Origin of the sequence: Dolomitihabitans soli (assembly GCF_022213955.1) — a bacterium.
Lineage (GTDB): Bacteria > Actinomycetota > Actinomycetes > Streptosporangiales > Streptosporangiaceae > Streptosporangium_A > Streptosporangium_A soli.
Genome location: NZ_JAKNTW010000025.1, coordinates 33,613 through 52,648 on the forward strand (window position 1 = coordinate 33,613; position 19,036 = coordinate 52,648).

At 73.6% G+C, this 19,036-nt stretch carries 11 protein-coding genes; 1 reads left to right on the forward strand and 10 read right to left on the reverse strand.

What is annotated here, in order from left to right; genetic code table 11:
- Nucleotides 1–180: 180 nt before the first annotated feature.
- The 6 genes from MBA17_RS36315 to metE all read right to left on the reverse strand — a co-directional run bounded on the left by MBA17_RS36315 (nt 181) and on the right by metE (nt 10,945).
- Nucleotides 181–1,752, reverse strand: a complete 1,572-nt coding sequence (locus tag MBA17_RS36315; RefSeq protein WP_238502029.1) for a bis-aminopropyl spermidine synthase family protein — start codon at nt 1,750–1,752, stop codon at nt 181–183.
- 411 nt (nt 1,753–2,163) lie between these two features.
- A complete protein-coding gene (locus tag MBA17_RS36320; protein ID WP_238502030.1) occupies nt 2,164–3,186 on the reverse strand; it encodes a hypothetical protein in 1,023 nt (340 codons plus the stop codon).
- Nucleotides 3,183–5,642 carry an AAA family ATPase gene (locus MBA17_RS36325; protein ID WP_238502031.1) on the reverse strand — a complete coding sequence of 820 codons (2,460 nt, stop codon included), beginning with the start codon at nt 5,640–5,642 and terminating at the stop codon, nt 3,183–3,185. Before MBA17_RS36325 ends, MBA17_RS36320 begins: the two co-directional genes overlap by 4 nt.
- The gene (locus MBA17_RS36330) at nt 5,642–6,793 is read right to left on the reverse strand and encodes an exonuclease SbcCD subunit D (protein WP_238502032.1); all 1,152 of its coding nucleotides are present in this window, start codon (nt 6,791–6,793) and stop codon (nt 5,642–5,644) included. Before MBA17_RS36330 ends, MBA17_RS36325 begins: the two co-directional genes overlap by 1 nt.
- Before the next feature lie 15 nt (nt 6,794–6,808).
- On the reverse strand, nt 6,809–8,665 hold the full coding sequence (locus tag MBA17_RS36335) for an ATP-binding protein (RefSeq protein ID WP_238502033.1): 1,857 nt from the start codon (nt 8,663–8,665) through the stop codon (nt 6,809–6,811).
- A 93-nt stretch (nt 8,666–8,758) separates the two neighbouring features.
- Nucleotides 8,759–10,945 (reverse strand): 5-methyltetrahydropteroyltriglutamate--homocysteine S-methyltransferase, encoded by a 2,187-nt coding sequence (gene metE, locus MBA17_RS36340; protein ID WP_238502124.1) that lies wholly within the window; start codon nt 10,943–10,945, stop codon nt 8,759–8,761.
- Nucleotides 10,946–11,050: 105 nt separating this feature from the next.
- On the opposite strand from metE, the gene MBA17_RS36345 reads away from it, so the two are divergent.
- Nucleotides 11,051–11,947, forward strand: coding sequence for a LysR family transcriptional regulator (locus MBA17_RS36345; protein ID WP_238502034.1), 897 nt, complete (start codon nt 11,051–11,053; stop codon nt 11,945–11,947).
- 87 nt (nt 11,948–12,034) lie between these two features.
- Here MBA17_RS36345 and MBA17_RS36350 read toward each other — a convergent pair whose 3' ends face one another.
- From MBA17_RS36350 to MBA17_RS36365, 4 genes are all read right to left on the reverse strand, one after another.
- On the reverse strand, nt 12,035–14,761 hold the full coding sequence (locus tag MBA17_RS36350; RefSeq protein ID WP_238502035.1) for an AbfB domain-containing protein: 2,727 nt from the start codon (nt 14,759–14,761) through the stop codon (nt 12,035–12,037).
- Between the two features lie 128 nt (nt 14,762–14,889).
- Nucleotides 14,890–16,566, reverse strand: a complete 1,677-nt coding sequence (locus tag MBA17_RS50690; RefSeq protein ID WP_238502036.1) for a thiamine pyrophosphate-binding protein — start codon at nt 16,564–16,566, stop codon at nt 14,890–14,892.
- Nucleotides 16,563–17,948: an aldehyde dehydrogenase family protein gene (locus tag MBA17_RS36360; protein WP_238502037.1), complete on the reverse strand. Its 1,386-nt coding sequence runs from the start codon at nt 17,946–17,948 to the stop codon at nt 16,563–16,565. Before MBA17_RS36360 ends, MBA17_RS50690 begins: the two co-directional genes overlap by 4 nt.
- The gene (locus tag MBA17_RS36365) at nt 17,936–19,036 is read right to left on the reverse strand and encodes an ABC transporter substrate-binding protein (RefSeq protein ID WP_238502038.1); all 1,101 of its coding nucleotides are present in this window, start codon (nt 19,034–19,036) and stop codon (nt 17,936–17,938) included. Before MBA17_RS36365 ends, MBA17_RS36360 begins: the two co-directional genes overlap by 13 nt.

The following is a 19,036-nucleotide window of genomic DNA, read 5'->3' on the forward strand; positions in this document are numbered from 1 at the left end:
CTGATCATCACTCCAGGGAGTCCACAGCGAAGATCGGCAACGTCAACACCCGCCCGATCAACCCCAGGGACTTCCCCGCCTGACGACAGGGCCACCGGGCGATCCCTGGGGCTGGGATGATCGGCGGCGCCTTCGTCGTGGCGGACAAGGGCGGGCGTCCTCGTGAAGGCGGTGTGCCGCTCAGCCGGTGGTGTGGAGGAGTGAGGCCGTCACCGCGGCGCGCAGGTCGAGCAGGCGGTGGGCGGGGAGCTCCAGCAGGGTGACGTCGTCGGCCCAGGGGGCGACCTCGGAGACCACCGCGCGGGCCTGCTTCTTGGTGAGGTCGCCGCCTGCTCTGATCAGCCCCTCGCGCCAGGTGTTGGCGACCTTGCCGTGGGCGTTGTCCATGATCCTGCGCAGCAGCCGGGCCGGGCCGTCGCCCGGGGGCGGCAGCCGTACCGCGTCGAGGATCAGACCTCGTGCGGCCGGCTCCTGGACCAGTTCGTAGACCGGGGACAGCAGGTCGGCCAGGGCCGGCAGGTCGCGCGGCGGCTCGTTCAGCGAGACCCGCACGTGCTGGGCGCGGGTGGCCAGCAGCAGGCGCGGGACGGCGGCCTCCATCCCGGCGGGCACGGCGCAGGCGACCCGCTCGGGCGAGGAGGCGTACGGCTTGGCGAGCCAGGTGGACAGGCGGGCGCGCGGCCTCTCGGGGAAGACGTCCTTCGGCCAGTCACCGACGAGCACCTCGGGCTGGAACTCCTTCGGCGTCTCCGGCGGGTGCACCGCGGGCGCGGAGTCGGTGTGGGACTCGACGGACTGGGGGCCCTGGGTGTAGATGGCGGTGCCGTAACGGTCGGCTCGGGCGGTGACCGCGGGGCCGGTCTTGGTGGTGGGGCGCAGGATGTAGAGGTCGGCGGCCGAACCGATGGCCTCGGCACCGAAATAACGGTTGAAGTCTGGATAGATCGCCTCGTAGGCGAGGTTGAGATCGTGCAGGGACGTCTGCACCTTGAGCGCGAGCATCGGAGTGCGCTCGCTCGCGCCGTACGCCAGCAGCACCCGGCCCCGCTCGGGATCGCGCAGCCCCTCCACGGCCCTGGCCACGAACAGCCCGACGCCCTCGGGGGTGTACGGCGGGTCGGTGATCGCCAGGTCGGCCTGGTCGCGGCAGGAGAGCGGCAGGCCCAGGCGCAGGTCGGCCCAGCGGGTGCGCACGTCGAGACCCAGGCGCTCGGCCTGCGCGTCGATGTAGGCCAGGATGCGCTCGTCGATGTCGGCCACGGTGACCCGGGCCGACGGATGGATCAAGGCGACCGCCAGCGAGGTCAGGTCGTGGTCGCCCACGCAGAGCAGTCGCGCGCCCGGCAGCCAGAACCGCGCGCCCAGCAGCAGCGCCCTGCGCACCACCGTCTCCGGAGTCGCGGCCACGTGGTCGAGCGCGTACCGGCCGCGCGGCGCGCCGGCGATCAGCGTCGCCATCCGCTCCAGCACGCCGGCATGCCGGGGCAGCAGATGCGCGACCGGGTCGGCGGGCGCGCCGGGCTCCTCCCCGACCAGTTCGCGGCAGGCGGCGGCCTGGGCGGGCGAGAGCCGGAAGCGGTCGCCGGAGCGCTCCGGCTCCACCTCGCGAAGCAGCGCCTCGACGCCTCGCCTGGCGGTCGCCGACTCCCTGACCAGGTCGGCGAGGGTCCACCAGGCGCCGTCGCAGAGCAGCGCGAGCGCGGCCCGCAGCCGCCTGGCGTCGACCCCGGCCTCGGCCAGCAGACGGGCCACTCCCTCAAGTTCTGTTCGCGCCGGCTCCATTCACGCAACCCTACCGGCGCACGGGCCCGCCTCCCGCCGCTCCGGCGGCGGTGATCCGCGCCGCACACCGGACGAGCAGCCGGCCGCGGCGGAGACACCTTCACCGCCTCAGCCGCAGTCGTTCTCCGCGGGCAGTGCCTTTCCGCCGACCTGGAGACCGCCAACCCTCCCGTTCCCGAACCAAAGCACCACTAGAACCCACCAGGACAGCCCGAAGTGCGGCAGCAGGCCACCCTCATGCCTCATCCGGCGAGCATGCCGCTGCTGACCGTCCCCTGACCGGCGGGGGGCGCGCAGGCCGGCGGGAACAGACCCGTGCGCGCCGCCGCGTCGGTCACTCCTGCGGACAGGCCAGGAACACCACGTCCGCGAAACGGCTCCTCATGACCCGCCACCTGGCCCGATACCGTTCCCGGAGGCGGCCGCGGCGACCCGCAGAGCCCGGTACAGCAGCCGGGGGTCGCCGAGCCGGTGACGGAGCAGCCGTTCCAGCCCGCCGATGGGCACCAGGTTCTGCGGCGCCCGGGGATCCTTGTAGTCGACGCCCGCGAGGGTGGGCAGGACGAGCGCCATCGCGTCGGCCAGCGCCACCACCTCGTCGCCCGACAGGTCGGCGCCCGCCTCACAGCGGGCGATCCCCGCCCACGGCGCGGTGGAACCGGTCGGGAGCCGCAGGTACCACGCGTGCCGGCGCCAGCTCGTGCCCATCAGGAAGACCGGGGTGCGCTGCCCGGCACGCAGCCGGGTGACGATCGCCGCCTGCGGCGCGGGCAGGTAGGCGGTGTGGTGGGTCTTGATGTAGCCGACCGTGCGCCGCAGGTGGGTCCGGCCGCGCAGCGGGCCGTCGACCAGGAGCAGCTCGTCGCCGCCGGTGGCCCGGTAGTCGGCGGCGAGGTCGACCTCCAGCTTCGTCACCTGCTGTTGCAACGCCAGGGACAGCTCCTCGACGCTGCCGTCGGACGCCGGGCAGGCGGTGTACGCGCCGAGGCCGGTGACCAGGTCGGGCGCGTGCGGCGACGGGGTGACGAGGGACCGCCGGACCGCCAGGGCGGCGAGCGTCGCGGGCTCGCCCGAACCCGGCTCGCACCGGACGATCCCGGCGGCGTAGGAGGCGGTGATCCCCGGCGCGGGCATCGCGCCGCCCGGATCGTCGATCCACACGCGGGCGTCGATCCTGCGCACCCCGTCGGCGATCAGCAGTACGGCGGGCACGGTCGTGCCGGGCGCGGGCCCGATCGGCCGCCACGACGCGGCGGGCACCTCCACGTCCAGGTCGAGCGCGGCAGTGCTGGCGCCCAGCCCCGAGCCGTTCTCGACCAGGGCCTCGGCGGTCATCGCGGCGGCGTAGCCCGGATCCCACGGATCGACGGTGAAGCCGGTGGTCTCCTGCGAGGTGGCGGTCACGTGGCTCTCCGCTCAAGGTGCGATCCGCTGCCGTCGCGGCTGATCTCGAAGCGTACGGGCACCCGTTCCGCCAGCGCGGGCACGTGCGTGACCAGGCCGACCATTCGCTCACGGCCGGCGGCCAGCCGTTCGAGGGTGGTGGCGACCGTGTCGAGGGTGGCCGGGTCGAGGGTGCCGAAGCCCTCGTCCAGGAAGATCGAGTCGAGGCTGCGGGACGACGCCGCGGCGAGGCCGGCGACCTGGTCGGACAGCGCCAGCGCCAGCGCGAGGGCGGCCTGAAACGTCTCGCCGCCCGACAGGGTCCGCACGTTCCTGCGCATCCCGGCCTCGGCGTAGTCGATCACCTCGATCTCGCTCCTGGCCCCGAGCGCGAACTCGTACTGCCCGTCCGACAGTTCACGCAGGGTCTCCGAGGCCGCCGTGACCAGCAGTTCCAGCGCCTCGGCGCACAACCACCGCTCGAACTGGTCGGCCCGCAGCAGCAGTGCGAGATCGTGCGCGACCCGTGCCTCCTGCTCCAACTCCCGAGCCCGCCCGGTCAGCCGCGAGGCCCGCTCGCGAGCCTCGCGGACCCGGTCCAGAGCGGCTTCCGCCCGGGCGGTCTCGGCCGCGACCGTCTGCGTGATCCGGCCGGGCGCTGCGCCCTCCGGCACCGGGAGCTCGTGCCCGCGCAGCCGGGCGACCAGCGCCGCGCGCTCCTCGTCACGGCGTTCCACCGCCCGCGCCAGGTCCTCCTCCAGCGCCGTCATCGCCTGCCGCCGGCCCTCGGCCGCCTCGTCCCGCCAGGTCAGCAGGGAGGTCCAGGCCCGGTGAAGATCGTCTCGGTCGAGCGGCGGCGCGCCGAGTGCGACCACGGTGTCCCTGGCGGCGGCCACCTCCTGCCAGGACCGCTCGGCCGTACGCCGGAGCCGCTCGGCGTGCCGTTCCGCCCCGCGCAGCCGCTCCCGCGCGCCCCGCGTGTCCTGCCTGGCCAGCGTGGCGTCCTTCTCGGCGGCCTCGATGGCGGCGAGGGCGGTCTCGATCGACTCGCGGTCACCGCTCGCCAGACCGCCCACCTGACCGGTCAGTTCGGCGATCGTGCCCGCCAGGCCGTCGGCCACCTGTTGCAGCCTCGCCGCCGTGACCTGCGCGTCGTGATGACGTGCGACCGCCTGGTCACGGTCCTTCGCGCGTTCCCGTACGGCCCGCTCCGCCGTCTGGAGGTCGGCGGGCGCGGGATGGTGCGGCAGTTCGGTGACCGGGCGCAGGCAGGCGGGGCACGGGTCGCCGACGGCGAGCCGGGCGGCCAGGGCGACGGCGGCGTGCGCGGTGCGTTCGCGGTCACGCGCGGTCTCGGCCGCCGCCAGCTCGTCCTTCGCCCGCCCCACCTGGTCGGCGAGCGGCCCGGTCGCGTCCGCGGCGGCGGCGGCCCGCGCGGCGGCGGTGCCGTGCTCTCCGGTGGCGCGGTCGAGGTCGTCGAGAACCGCCAGGGCGTGCGCGGGCGCGGCCCGGTCGCCCAGCGCGGCCAGGGCGTCCTCGGCGCGCTGCTCCCGCGCCTCCAGCGCGGCCACCTCGGCGGCGAGCGCGGTGACCTCGTCCGTGGCGGCGCGCAGCCCGCCGGCCAGCGTCGGCACCTCGGCGGGCAGCGCGAGCGAGGTCAGGGTGGCCAGCAGGGCCGCCGTCTCGCGGCGCTCCGCCTCCTTCGCCAGCACCGCCGCGTCGCGTTCCCGCAGGGCCTCGATCTCGGCGTCGATCCACCCGGTGATCTCGCGGAGCGTCTTCAGCCGGACGGCGGCGGCCCGCTCGGCCTCCTCGTCGGCGCCGGCCAGCTCGGCGAGCTGGTCCCGGGCGAACGCGGCGTTGCGGGCGGCCGTCTCCTCCTCCTGTACGGCGCGCCGGCGGATGCCCTCGTAGACGGCGGCGTCCAGGAGCTGCACCAGGAGATCCTGCCGCTGCGCCGGTTTGGCGTGCAGGAACTCGGCGAACCGTCCCTGCGGCAGCACCACGCACTGGGTGAAGTACTTGTACTCCAGGCCGGTGAGCCGCTCGACCTCGGCGGTCACCGCGTCCGCGCCCTCCGCCAGCGGGCTGACGGCCGCCGCGAGCAGGTCGACGATCCCGTGGTCCGCCGCGCTCGCGCCCGGATCGAGCTCCTCGATGCGCGCCTCCCTGGTGCCGACGACGCCCTTGGCGTTGCGCGACAGGACGCGCACCACGCCGAACCGCCGCCCGCCCGCCTCGAAGACCAGCGCGACGCTGCCGGCGGACGCCGAGGGGGCGAGGGCGAGCGAGACCACGTTCTCCTTGGCCCAGCGCGGCACCGTGCCGTAGAGGGCGAAGCAGATCGCGTCGATGACCGTGCTCTTGCCGGCTCCCGTCGGGCCGACGAGGGCGAAGTAGTCGACGTCGGCGAAGTCGACGTCGGCGGGCTCCCGGAAGCTGCCGAACCCCTCCATGCGCAGGCGGTACGGGCGCATCAGCTCGTCACCTCGTCGTGCAGCCGGTCGAACAGGGCCGACAGTTCGCCGTCGTCTCTGCCTCTGTCGGCGAGATAGCCGCGGAACAGCTCCCTGGGCCCCCGGACCACGCCGGCGCCCCGGCCCGTCCTGGTCTGCGCCGACGGCCGGAACCGCTCGTCGAGGTCGACCTGGAGGGCGCCGGGCAGGATCTCGCGCACCGTGTCGGCGAGTCCCGGCCGGGGCTTCTCGGCGACGACCACCCGGAGCCAGGCGTCGCCGTACTCCTCCGCCATCGCCGCGAGCTCCGCCAGCGAGCCCTTCGCGGTGGCCAGCCTCCTGGCCGCCGTGACGGCCACCTCGCGGACTGCGGCCGGGCGTCCCGGCTGCACGGTCACCAGCAGCGCGCCGGGCGTGTTGGCCTCCTCGCCGAAGTCGACCGCCAGCGGGGATCCGCTGTACCAGATGGGGCAGGGGCCCGGGATCCGCTGCCGCCGGTGCAGGTGGCCGAGGGCGGCGTACTGGGTGGCGGGCGGGAACGCCGTCGGCTCGACGTAGTAGGAGAAGATCGACTGCGCCTCCCGCTCACCGCCGCCGAACCTGCCGCCGGGAAGGGTCGCGTGGGCCGCGACCAGGTTGACGGTGTCCTGCGCGAAGTCGGCGGTGAGCGCGCCCACCAGCTCGGCGAACCGTCCCGCGTAGCCGCGGTTGTGCTCGGCCGCGGTCCCGGTGAGCGCCTCGGCCGCCCGCACCACATACCGATGCGAGAGGAACGGCAGTACGGCCAGCCGTACGGGCTCGCCGGAACGGGCCGTGAAGGACAGCAGGCCGCCGCTCTCCGGCCGCCGGAAGGACCCGACGACGTGGATGCCCAGCTCGCCGAGCACCGGGCGGTACACGTCGAGCAGGCGGGGGTTGTCGTGGTTGCCCGCGAGGACCACCACGTCGCGCCCGTCCTCCCGGAGGGCCATCAGCGCCTGCATGACCAGTCCCTGCGCCTCGGGGGAGGGGGCGGAGGTGTCGAAGAGGTCGCCCGCGACGATGACCGCGTCGACGTCCTCGCGGCGGGTGAGGTCCACCAGCTCGCGCAGCACCGCGGTCTGCTCCTCGACGCGGGAGCGGCCCTTGAGCACCTTGCCGACGTGCCAGTCGGCGGTGTGCAGGAACTTCATGATCACCTCACCGGATCAGAACGGGGGAACGTCGTCTTCGACGCCCGCCAGGCCGGCGAACGGGTCGGACGCGGTGGCGGAGGGGGAGGGCCCGGCGGCCGCCTCCGACGGGCGGGTCGCCCAGGCGGGGAACGGGAAGTTGACGGCCAGCGGCACCGGGATCTCCGGCTGGGCCACGAACATCGTGCCCGGCTTGGCGATCGTGGCCCGGTCCCTCGCGGTCGAGGTCAGCCAGCCGTACTCCGAGCGGGCGGCCTCCGCGGGGTCGAGCCGGCCCGCCACCTTGACCGCGCAGTTGGCGACGATGCGGCGCTCCACCTCCGAGGCGGTCTGCTGCGCGCCGATCAGGATCACGCCCAGCGACCGGCCGCGCTCGGCCACGTCGAGCAGGATCTCCTTGATCGGCGAGTCGCCCTCTCGCGGCGCGTACTTGTTCAGCTCGTCGAGCACCACGAACAGCAGCGGCCGCGCGGTCCCGGAGCTCTCCTTGCGCGCGAACTCCCCGCGCAGGACCACGCCGACCACGAAACGCTGGGCGCGCTCCGGCAGGTTGTGCAGGTCGACGATCGAGACCTGCGCGTCGGAGGTGCTGATCGAGTGCGGCCGGCCGCGTGGCAGGTCGCCCCGGATGACGGGCGACAGCGGCCGGATCGAGGAACGCAGCCGCCGCAGGAACGCGTTGACCGTGCCCAGCGTCATCTGCGCGCCCGCCCACACCGACCGCGTGCCCTCCCCGGTGAGCTGATCGTCGATCAGCTCGACCAGGTCCTCGTAGGTGCGGCACGGCTGGCCGGGGCTGCCGTCGGGCAACCGGATCAGCACCGCTCCCGAGTCGCCGGAGGGTTCGGCGTTCATCCGCAGCCGGGCGGCGACCTGGCCGACGAGCAGGGTGTACTGCGCCCGTTCGTCGTCGGCGTCGGCGAAGACGAACCGCAGCAGCTCCTCCTGGCAGAACTCGGCCAGCGTCCAGTAGAAGGCGCTCACGCCCTGGGTGCGGGCGGAGACGTGCGGCACGCCGTTGCGATCTCCGGGCCGGGGCGGCGCGAAGACGTGGACGTCCGTGAACGGCCGGGCGGGCAGGCCGAGCCGGGCGTAGGCCGCCGACGCCCGGTCGTCGAGCCGGTTGTTGGCGTGGTCGAGGAAGAGCAGGTCCTCGCCCTTGACGGAGAAGATGAGCGCCTTGGTGTTGGCGGACTCGGCGCCGATCACGCCCGAGTGGAAGATGGAGTACAGCAGGAAGGTGGCGAACGACGTCTTCGTCGCCACCCCGGACACGCCGGAGATCGACACGTGCGCGCCCCGGGTGCCGTCGAGGAAGTCGAAGTTGACGTACACGGGCTGGCCGTCGCGGCCCAGCCCCATCGGGACACGGCGTTCCATGACGTCGAAGTAGAGGGCCTGGTCGCGGTCGGCGTCCATGGCCCGGTAGGCGACCGCGCCCGGCAGCGGCGGCACGAACACCTCGGGCTCGACACGGGTCACCCGTACCTCGGCCGTCTCCACCACGGCGGCGGGCAGCGCGCCCCCGGCGATGAGGAAGACGTCGGAGTCGTAGGCCGCGCCCTCGTGCCTGGCCTCCACGTTGGTGACGATCCCCGCGATCAGCACGTCACCGTGACCGGGAACCGTGCGCCGGGTCACCACCACGTCGTCGAGCTGCAGGACGTGGCCGGGCTCCAGCCCCACCCAGAACGACAGGGGGGACGCCGCCTGCGTGCCGAGCACCCGCCCGACCGCCTCCGCCTGCGGCGCGGCAGCCGCCACGGCGCCGCCCGGCAGGCCGTCCGCACGCGCCTGGGGCGCGGCGGCCACGCCGTTGCCCGGCCGGTCGTCCGCATGTGCCACGCCGTTCCCTGGTTGCTCACGATCCACGTCCGCAGGTTAACCCGTGAACGATGGTGCTCAGGTGCTTCCCGTGAACTCGGGGCCGCTCCGGCCCGCCGGTGCGCGGGCCGGAGCGTGACGTCATCCCCGCAGCCGGCGCGCCGCCCGCACCACATTGGTCAGTGCCGCCTCCACCTGGGCGTACGTGCGGGTCTTCAGGCCGCAGTCGGGGTTGACCCAGACCCGCCCGGCGGGCAGCGCCCGCAACGCCGCGCCCAGCAGGTCCGTCACCTCGCCGGTCTCCGGCACACGCGGGGAGTGGATGTCGTACACCCCCGGGCCGAGCCCCCGGGCGAATCCGGCGACCGCCGGCTCGGCGAGGATACGGGCGTGCGAGCGGGCCGACTCGATGCTGGTCACGTCGGCGTCGAGGGCGTCGATCGCGGTCAGGATCTCCTCGGCGCCCGAGTAGCACAGGTGCGTGTGGATCTGCGTGCGGTCGCTCGCGCCCGAGGTGGCGCGCCGGTAGGCGTCCACCGCCCAGCGGAGGTAGGCGTCCTGGGCGTCGCGCAGCGGCATCAGCTCGCGCAGCGCCGGCTCGTCCACCTGGATGATCGAGACCCCCGCCGCCTCCAGATCCCGCACCTCGGCGCGTACGGCGTCGGCGACCTGGAACACCACCTCGCGCAGCGGCAGGTCATCGCGGACGAACGACCAGGCGACGATCGTGACGGGCCCGGTGAGCATGCCCTTGACCGGCTTGTCCGTCAGCGACTGGGCGTAGGTGGTCCAGCGGACGGTGATCGGGGCCGGCCTGCGCACGTCGCCGTGCAGGAGGGGCGGCCGGGTGCAGCGCGAGCCGTACGACTGGACCCAGCCGTGCCGGGTGACCGCGAAGCCGTCGAGGTGCTCGGCGAAGTACTGCACCATGTCGTTGCGCTCCGGCTCGCCGTGCACCAGCACGTCGAGGCCGAGCCGCTCCTGGAGCCGGATCACCTGCTCGATCTCGGCCCGGACCCGCTTCTCGTACCCGGCGGTGTCCAGCTCGCCCGCCACCAGCGCGGCCCTGGCCGCGCGCAGCTCGCCGGTCTGCGGGAAGGACCCGATCGTGGTGACGGGCAGCGGCGGCAGCCGCAGGTGCCCGGCCTGGGCCGCCGCGCGCACGGGGTAGGGACTCCGGCCTTCGCGGGGCGGCGTGCCGGGCAGCGGGCGCGCCGTCGTCGTCGCCGGGGGAGCCTGCGCCTCGCCGTACGGGGTGGCGGCCAGTTCGACGACCTCGGCCACCTTCTGCTCCGCGAAGGCCAGACGGCCGCGCAGCGCCGGGTCCAGGTCCGTCTCACGCGCCACGTCGTACGGCACGTGCAGGAGGGAGCAGGACGTGCTGACCACCACCTGGCCGGCGTGCTCGGCGACGGCGCGCAGCGCGGCGCGGGCGCGGTCCGGGTCGGTGCGCCAGACGTCGCGCCCGGAGACCACGCCGGCGACGACGGTCTTCCCGGCGAGCGCGCCGAGCCCTTCGGTCCCGCCCCGCACCAGGTCCACGGCGATCGCCTCGACCGGGGTGTCCGCCAGCACGGGCAGCGCGTCGCCGAGGTCGCCGAAGTAGGAGGCGACCAGCAGCGCGGGCCTGCCGGGCAGCGAGCCGAGCCGCCGGTAGGCGTCGCCGGCCGCCGCCAGCTCCGCCGGGGTACGGCCGGCCACCAGCGCGGGCTCGTCGAGCTGCACCCAGTCCACGCCCTCCGCCGCGAGGGCGGTCAGCAGTTCGGCGTAGCAGCCGAGCACGTCGTCGAGCCGGTCGAGCGGGCGGAACCCGGCGGGGGCGCCGGGCGCGGCCTGCGACAACAGGAGGAACGTCACGGGGCCGACGATCACCGGCCGGGTCGGGAACCCGAGCGCCCGCGCCTCCCGCACCTCCGAGACCGGTTTGGCCGCGTCGAGCCGGAAGACCGTGCCGGGGCCGACCTCGGGGACGATGTAGTGGTAGTTGGTGTCGAACCACTTGGTCATGCGCAGCGGCGCGATCCCGTCGGTGCCGCGCGCCATCGCGAAGTAGGGGTCCGCCGCCGCCGCGAACCTCTCGGGCACCGCGCCGAGCAGCACCGCCGTGTCGAGCACCTGGTCGTAGAGGGAGAAGGTGTTGGACGGCAGCGCGCCGAGCCCGAGCGCGGCCAGCCGCCGCCAGGTCTCCGCACGCAGCCGCGCGCACGTGCCGAGCAACTCCTCCCGGGTGGAGCCGCCGTCCCAGTACGACTCCAGCGCCCGCTTCAGCTCCCGGTGCGGGCCGATCCTCGGGTACCCGAGCACCGTGGAGGTGGGGAATGGGGTCATCACGCCTGCTCCCTGCGTTGAGGTGGTCATATCGCAGGGCATCCTGCCGTCGATCACCTCGATCCGGGGACATCCATCCATGCTGCTTATGAAACGATGAGCGGTATGGACCAGCCGACGCAGCGCCCGCCGCTCCGCGAGATCGGCTGCTTCGCGCTCGTCGCCAGGCACCTGAGCTTCTCCGGGGCAGCGGCCGAGCTGGGCCTCTCCCAACCGGCGATGAGCCAGGCCATCGGCCGTCTGGAACGGTCACTGGGGGTCCGCCTGTTCGAGCGGACCAGCCGCGAGGTCAGGCTCTCCACCGCGGGCGCCGCGCTGCTGCCGTACGCGGAGACGATGCTGGAGGCCGCCGCCGCGCTCTCCGCCGAGGCCGTACGGCTGGCCGCGCCCGCGCGACCGATCATTCGCCTGGCTTATCCACCGGTCGTCGGCGTGCTGGCCGCACGGGTCGCCCGCAGGCTCGCCGGCCGCCGTCCGGCCATCGACGTGGAGTTGCGGGCCGCCGGCTGGAGCGCCGCCACGGAGGCGCTGGCCCGGCGGGAGGTGTCCGCGGCGATCCTCGGCACGCCGTTCCCGCAGGGCGTGCCGACCGCCGCGAGGTTCCACGTGACGATCGGCCACCTCGCCGTGCCCGCCGGCCATCCGCTCGCCGCCCTGCCGCGGATCCGGCCCGAGCAACTCGCGCGGCACGAGCTGCTGCTGCCGCGCAACCGGCCGCCGGGCGGCGCCCACGCGCGGCTCGCGGCCAGGTTCCGGCACCGCGTGGTGGCCGACGAGATCGACGACTTCGCCGCCGCGCTGGATCTCGTCGCGGCCGGCGCGGGGCTGCTGCCCGTCCCGCACCTGATCGTCCAGACGATCCGCAGGCAGGACATCGCCTTCGTGCCGCTCGACGTGGGCGAACTGCGGATGACCTACGGGCTCGCCTGGCCGGTCGGCGAGCCGGCGGCCGAGCTGATGGCCCTGGTCCAGGCCGTTCAGGAGGCGTTGTGGACAAGGTAGAGCGCCCCGGGGCCGTTCCTCGGCGGCGAGGTGGAGCGTGAGGGGCTCGAACAGATCGTCAAGCCCCTCACGGCCGGGTGAGACCGGTCACGGGCTCCAGGGGGTGGTGACCGCCCAGGTCACGTCCTCGTTGTAACCGGCGGGGCTGTCGTAGGGGTGCGATCCGCCGGGGACGGCGACGTGGACCTCCTCGGCGTAGTGCCTGATGTGGTGGCCGGGGAGATTGAGCGACTCCAGGGAGACACCGCCGGCCGCCAGGCCGCTCTTGGCGCAGAAGGTGGCGTCCTGGTCGAAGAGGGCGCTGTTGTCACGGGCGTCCTTGCGGAGCCGGAAGCCGGCGTGGCGGAGGTAGTGGCCGGGGAAGTTGCGTAATTCGAAGGAGTAGCAGGAAGGTTCGGCGAGGCCGCGCCGTACGAGGAAGGTGGCGTCCTGTTTGAGGGTGTCGGGGGAGGTGGCGGTGACGACGTCGGTCCTGGCGAGGGAGGCCTGGTGGCGCAGGTAGCGGTCGGTGTAGCCCGGAGTGGTGACCCGAAGCGACTGGGCGGCGCCGATCGTCAGGTCCGCGCCGCTGCGCCACCACGGGGTGCCGGCGAGCCAGGTGACGTCGGCGGCGAAGGACGTCGCGGTGTCCCAGGCGTTGGGGCCGCCGCTGCGCGCGACGTAGATCGCCTCGTTGTGGTGCCGCAGGAAGTGGCCGGGAAGGTTGAGCGACTCCAGGGAGACGCCGGTGCCGGCCTGCCCCTGGCGGGCGCAGAAGGTGGCGTCCCGGTCGAAGAGGACGCTGTTGTCACGGGGGTCCTTGCGGAGCCGGAAGTCCGCGTGGCGGAGGTAGTGGCCGGGGAAGTTGCGTGATTCGAAGGAGAAGCAGGAAGGTTCGGCGAGGCCGCGCCGTACGAAGAAGGTGGCGTCCAGTTTGAGGGCGTCGGGGGAAGCGGGGGTGACGACGTCGGTTCGGGCCAGGGAGGCCTGGTGGCGCAGGTAGCGGTCGGTGTAGCCGGGAGTGGTGACCCGCAGGGAGACCAGGGCGTCAGCGGTCAGGCCGGTGGCGGCGGCGATCACCGAGCGGTTGACGTCGCGGACCCGGGTGGCGTCCATCTTGCGCACTCTGCGGTCGTAGGTCCACAGGCCGTTGACCTCGTTCTCCACGTCGGTGGGCTGCGTGTAGATGGAGGCCGACAGACCGTTGTTCACGATCAGCGGTTTGAGCTGCTCGTTGATCTGGATGTAGCGGTTGGTGAGGGTGGCGGCGTCGGGGGTCATCTCGTAGGCGAACCCGTTGCCCGGCCACTCGTGCCCGGGGCTGCGCAGGCCGAGCCCGCCGAACTCGCCGAGCACCGCCACCCGCGCCGCGGTCGGCCTGGCCGGGGAACCGGGGCCGACGTAGATGTGGTCGTCGATGACATCGCCGTTGCCGCCGTCGAAGCCGCAGCAGTTGGAGCCCGAGTTGTTGTTCACCAGCCGGGTCGGGTCCCAGCTCTTGACCAGGTCGGCGATCCTGGCCGGGTCGTACTCGCCCCAGCCCTCGTTGAAGGGCACCCACTGCACGATCGAGGTGACGCCGCGCAGGTTGTCGACCATGCGGCGCAACTCGCTCTCGAAGTTGGCGCGGTCGGCGGCGGAGGGGTTCACGCCGGTGCGCATGGACGGCATGTCCTGCCACACCAGGAGGCCGAGCCGGTCGGCCCAGTAGTACCAGCGGGCGGGCTCGATCTTGACGTGCTTCCGCACGGTGTTGAACCCGAGCGCCTTCTGCTGCTCCAGGTCGAAGCGCAGGGCCTCGTCGGTGGGCGCGGTCGAGATCCCGTCCGGCCAGTACCCCTGGTCCAGTGTGCCCATCTGGAACAGGAAGCGCCCGTTGAGGGTCGGCCGCAGCACGCCGCCCACCATCGCCTTGCCCACCGAGCGCATGCCGAAGTAGCCGCCCACGGTGTCGCCGCCACCGGTCCCCGTCAGAGTCACTCTCAGGTCGTAGAGGAACGGATCGTCGGGAGACCACAGCCGGGCGTTCGGCACCGGGACGCGCAGGTGGGCTCCCACGGCCCCGGTCGCGGCGCCGACTACCTGGCCGCCGCTGAGAACCTCGGCCCGCACCGCCTGCCCGGCGATCCCGGCGCCGCGGACCACCAGGTCGAGCACGCCGCCGGGCACGTCGGGGACGGTCTCCAGGCGGGTGACCCGGGCGGCGTTGACCGGCTCCAGCCAGACGGTCTGCCAGATGCCGGAGGACGCGGTGTAGAAGATGCCGCCCGGGTTCTTACGCTGCTTGCCGACCGGGACCCCGGCGGAGTCGACCGGCGACCACACGCCCACGATGATCTCGTTGGCCCCGGCGCGCAGGGCCGCGGTGATGTCGAAGCCGAACGGGTCGTAGCCGCCGGTGTGGGTGCCGACGGCGGTGCCGTTGATCCACACCCTGGTCTCCCAGTGCACCGCCCCGAAGTTGAGCTGAACCCGCCGCCCGGACCAGGACGCGGGCACGGTGAACGTGCGGCGGTACCACATGCGGTCCTCGTGGCGCTGCACCCCGGACAGTCCCGACTCGATGGGATAGGGGACGAGCACCTGACCGGCGAGGTTCTGGCCGACCGGGGGAGTGTCGATCGAGCCGGTGCCGGCGAACTGCCACAGGCCGTTGAGGTTGCTCCAGTCGGGGCGGGTCAGCTGCGGGCGCGGATACTCGGGCAGCGCGTTGTCCGGGGTGACCTGCGCGGTCCACGGAGTGGTGAGCGGCGGCGCCGCGAGCGCGGGAGCGGACGGCAGCGCCGCCAACGAGGCGCACAGGAGTAACGCGGCGCAGAGGAAACGTCTGATCACGGCAGCTCCTTGACGAGGAATCGGCCCCCCAAGAGCGAGCAGCGACCGAAGTTGAACGTTTCGAGTCGCAACGTGACCATATACCGGCAAAGTGAGGTGAGGAATAGGGCAATAAAGATTGAATTTGATCAGCGGTTGATCGGTGCCAGAGCGGCCAGGTCGATGTGCAGGAGGGTGGGGCCGGGGCGGGCCACGGCGGCGGCGAACTCGGTGTCGAAGCCGTCCGGGCCGGAGATCCTGAACGCCGGGATCCCGAACGAGGCGGCGAGCGCGGTGAAGTCGGGGGTGGCCAGGTCCACGTCGTGCACGGCGCCGCCGTACGAGTCGCGGATGATCTCGCGCAGCACGCCGTACCCCCGGTCGTCGAAGAGGCAGACGATCACGTGGGCGCGGGACTGGACCGCGGCGGCCAGTTCGCCGACGCTCAGCATGAACCCGCCGTCCCCCTGGATGAGGACCGCCGGCGCGCCGGACCCCAGGGCCGCGCCGATGGCGAGGGGGAGGCCGGGGCCGATGCCGGCCGCCGTGGGGCGGATGGAGGTGCGGGGGGCGAGGATGGGCAGGACGCGGTCTCCCCAGACGTAGGCGGGCACGGTCGCGTCCCGGACCACGACGCCGTCGCGCGGCAGGCGCCGCCGGATCGACGCGCAGATCGCCTCGTGATCGGGGCCCATCTCCGCCCCGATCACTGCCCGGGCGGCGGCCAGCGCGGCCCGGCCCTCGGCGAGGTACGCATCACGGTGATCCGGCCGGCTGGCGGGGGCTCCGGTGAGGTGGTCGCCGATCTGGGTCAGGCCGAGGGCGGCGTCGCCGACGAGCGGGAGCCGCGCGGGGTAGCTGCGCCCGATCACCGAGGGGTCGGCGTCGAGGTGCACGAGGTTCGCGGGCAGCCGCAGCCGCCAGGAGTCGGTGGGATACATCTGGAATCGGGTGCCGACCGCGAGCAGCAGGTCGGCCGACTCGACGTACGAGCGGAGCGGCTCGACAGCCGGGTAACAGCCCAGGCAGAGCGGGTGGTCCTCGGGCAGGGCGCCCCGGCCCTCCCGCGAGGTCACCACCGGGACCCGCGCGGCCTCGGCGAGGGCGGCCAGCGCCCGCGAGGCTCCGGAACCGGTCACGCCGCCGCCCGCCCAGATGAGCGGGCGGCGGGCGGCGGACAGCAGCCGCGCCGCCTCGGCCGCGCCCGCGTCGTCGACCGGGTCACGGGTGATCACCGGCGGCCGTCCGTCCGTCACCGGAGCCGCCGCCCGTTGCAGGTCGATCGGCAGTTCGACGGCCACCGGACGAGGCCGCCCGGTCATCGCCTCCCCGGCCAGCCGGAGCACCTCGGCGCCGATGTCCCCGGCCCGGCGCGGCACGGACACCGACCGGCAGACGGTGCGCAGCATGTCGCTCTGGTTCTCCGCCTCGTGGATGTAGCCGCGTCCCCGGCCGAGGTGCGCGGTCTCCACCTGGCCGGTGATCAGCAGCACCCGGGAGGAGGCGAAGGACGCCTCGAACAGGCCGCCCATCGCGTTCGCCGTGCCCGGCCCGGTGCTGACCACGGCGACGCCCAGCTCGCCCGTCGCCCTGGCGTACCCGTCGGCGGCGTGCACGGCGCCCTGCTCGTGCCGCATGCCGACGATCTCCGTCTCGCCCCTGGCCCGCAGCGCCCGCAGGACGGGCAGGTTGTGGATGCTGGCGATGGCGAAGACCCGCCGCACCCCGAGTACGGCCAGCGCGGCGGCGACCTGGTCGGCCCCGGTCCCGTCGCCGGCAGGCGCCGTCGTGCCGATCTCCGCGGATACTTCAGCCTGTGATGTCACGAAATTTCCTCTGAAAGCGGCATCTGAATGGCCTTGAGCTCCGTGAACTCCTCGATCCCGTACAGCCCCTTCTCCCGCCCGATGCCCGACTGCTTGTAGCCCCCGAAGGGCGCCACCGGGTTGAACGGCCCGCCGTTCACGCTCACCTGTCCCGTCCGCAGCCGCCGCGCGACCCTGAGCGCCCGCTGGACGTCCCCCGACCAGACCGCCCCCGACAGCCCGTACGGCGTGCCGTCCGCGATCCGCACGGCGTCGTCGTCCCCGTCGTGCGCGATGATGACCAGCACCGGGCCGAAGATCTCCTGCTGGGCGATCGCCATCCGGGGATCGACGCCGGTGAAAACCGTGGGCCGCACGTAGAAGCCGCGATCGAGCCCCTCGGGCGCGCCGGGACCGCCCGTGATCGGCCGGGCCCCGGCGGCGGTCCCCGCCAGGATGTGGCCTTCGACCGTGTCCCGCTGCCGCGCGCTGATCACCGGGCCGAGGTCGGCCGCCGGATCGTCGCGGTGTCCGGGCCGGGCGGCGGACAGCGCCGCGACGGCGCACTCCTCCGCTTCGGCCAGCCGGGACCGGGGGACCAGCAGCCGGGTGAGCGCGGTGCACGTCTGCCCGCTGTTCACGATCACCGTGCGCGCGCAGTGCGCCACCGCGGCGGCCACGTCGGCGTCGTCCAGCAGGATCGAGGCCGACTTGCCGCCGAGTTCGAGCAACGCCCTGGTCACCGTGGCGGCGGCCAGCGCGGCCACCTGCCGGCCGACCTCGGTGGAGCCGGTGAAGGAGACGACGTCCACGCCGGGATGGCCGGCGAGCGCCCGGCCCGCCTCCCGCCCGGTGCCCGGCAGCACCCGCAGCACGCCCTCGGGCAGCCCGGCCACGGCCAGCGCCTCGGCCAGCACGAAGGCGTCCAGCGGGGTCAGCTCGCTCGGCTTGAGCAGCACCGGGCAGCCCGCCACCAGGGCCGGGGCCACCTTGTTCACGCTCTGCATCAGCGGATAGTTCCAGGGCGTGATGGCGGCGACCACTCCCGCTGGCTCCCGCCGTACGTAGGAGTTGCCCACCACCTCCTCCTCCGCCATCCGCTCGGCCAGCTCCGCGGTCGAGCGCAGCGTGCCGAGCGCCGAGGCCAGCTGCACCCCGGGGACCAGACGCCTGGGCAGGCCCAGCGGCATGGTGATCGCCTCGACCAGGTCCGCCCGGCGCCGGTCCAGCTCGTCGGCGGCGCGGCGGAGCACCCCGGCGCGCTCGGCGATCGGCACCCGGCTCCAGTCCGTGCCCGCCTTCGCGGCCGCTGCCACGGCGGCGTCGACGTCGGCCGCCGAGACGGCGGGGACCTCGGCGAAAGGTTCCCCGGCGCAGGGATCGACGAGCGTCAGGCCTGCCACTTCTGTGCTTCCTGCTCCACGGCCTCGGCGTCGAAGCTGTTGTACTTGTCCGCCAGGCTGTAGTCGAACAGCCCGCTGGACTTCACGTCGATCCGCCCGGGGATCATGCCGTGCTCGGCGAAGACGTCGATCGTCCGCTGCACGGCGGCGTCGCCGATCACGCCGTACTTCTCGCTGTCGCCGCGCCCGCCGGTGATGTCCATCCGCAACTTGAGGATCTTCACCGCCTGTTCGAGAGCCTTCTCCTCGGGCACGTTGGAGGCGGGCCTGGCCTGCGGGAACTGCTTCCAGTGCAGCTTGATCGCGGCTTCCGGGTTCTGCTGCGAGAAGATCATCGACTTGTAGAACGCCCGGACCATCCCGGCCACCCGTTCCGGCTCCTCCTTGATCGACTCCTTGCGCACGACCAGCGCCGAGGTGCCCGTCAGGTCGTTCAGCGGCGTGGGGATGTCGCGCATCGTGGTGCCGAGCAGGTCGCCGACGACGACGTTCGGCCCGTCCCAGCCGGCGTAGGCGTCGACCTGCTTCTTGCGCAACGCGTCGGCGGCCTGGGCGCCGAGCCCGACGGGGAGATACTGGGCGTCCTTCGCCGGGTCGGCCCCGGCCTCCTTCAGCACCCCCTTGGCGAACAGGGCGGACACCCCCGCCAGCGAGTTGGCGCCGATGGTCTTGCCCTTGAGGTCGGCGGCCGTTTTGACCGGGCTGTCCTGCGGGACGACCACCCGGAAGATGCTCCCGTTGGTGAGGGCGACGACCGCGATCCCCGGGTCCTTCCCGTAGGCCGTCACGGCGGCGTTGAGCGAGGCGTACGTCATGAACGCCTGCCCGGTGGCCACCGACTGGATCGCCGTCGGGGCGCTGTCGACCGGCTGGATCGTCACGTCCAGCTTCTCGGCCTTGAAATAGCCCATCTCGATGGGCACGGAGGTGTAGGAGGCGGTGGTCGCGGTCAGTGCCTTGTCCGGTGCGGTGAAGACGATCGAGCCGCTGGCCGTGTCGGACCCGCCGCAGGCCGCCAGGCCCGCGGTGAGCGCGGCGGTGAGCGCGAGGGCGCCGGCCCGTCGGAGGCCGACGGAGAACTTGGTCAT

Coding starts and splice junctions, on each gene's coding strand:
- MBA17_RS36325 (WP_238502031.1), bottom strand. CDS start 5,642: ATGCGCCCGTACCGCCTGCGCATGGAGGGGTTCGGCAGCTTCCGGGAG.
- MBA17_RS36345 (WP_238502034.1), top strand. CDS start 11,051: ATGGACCAGCCGACGCAGCGCCCGCCGCTCCGCGAGATCGGCTGCTTC.
- MBA17_RS36330 (WP_238502032.1), bottom strand. CDS start 6,793: ATGAAGTTCCTGCACACCGCCGACTGGCACGTCGGCAAGGTGCTCAAG.
- MBA17_RS36365 (WP_238502038.1), bottom strand. CDS start 19,036: ATGACCAAGTTCTCCGTCGGCCTCCGACGGGCCGGCGCCCTCGCGCTC.
- metE (WP_238502124.1), bottom strand. CDS start 10,945: ATGACCCCATTCCCCACCTCCACGGTGCTCGGGTACCCGAGGATCGGC.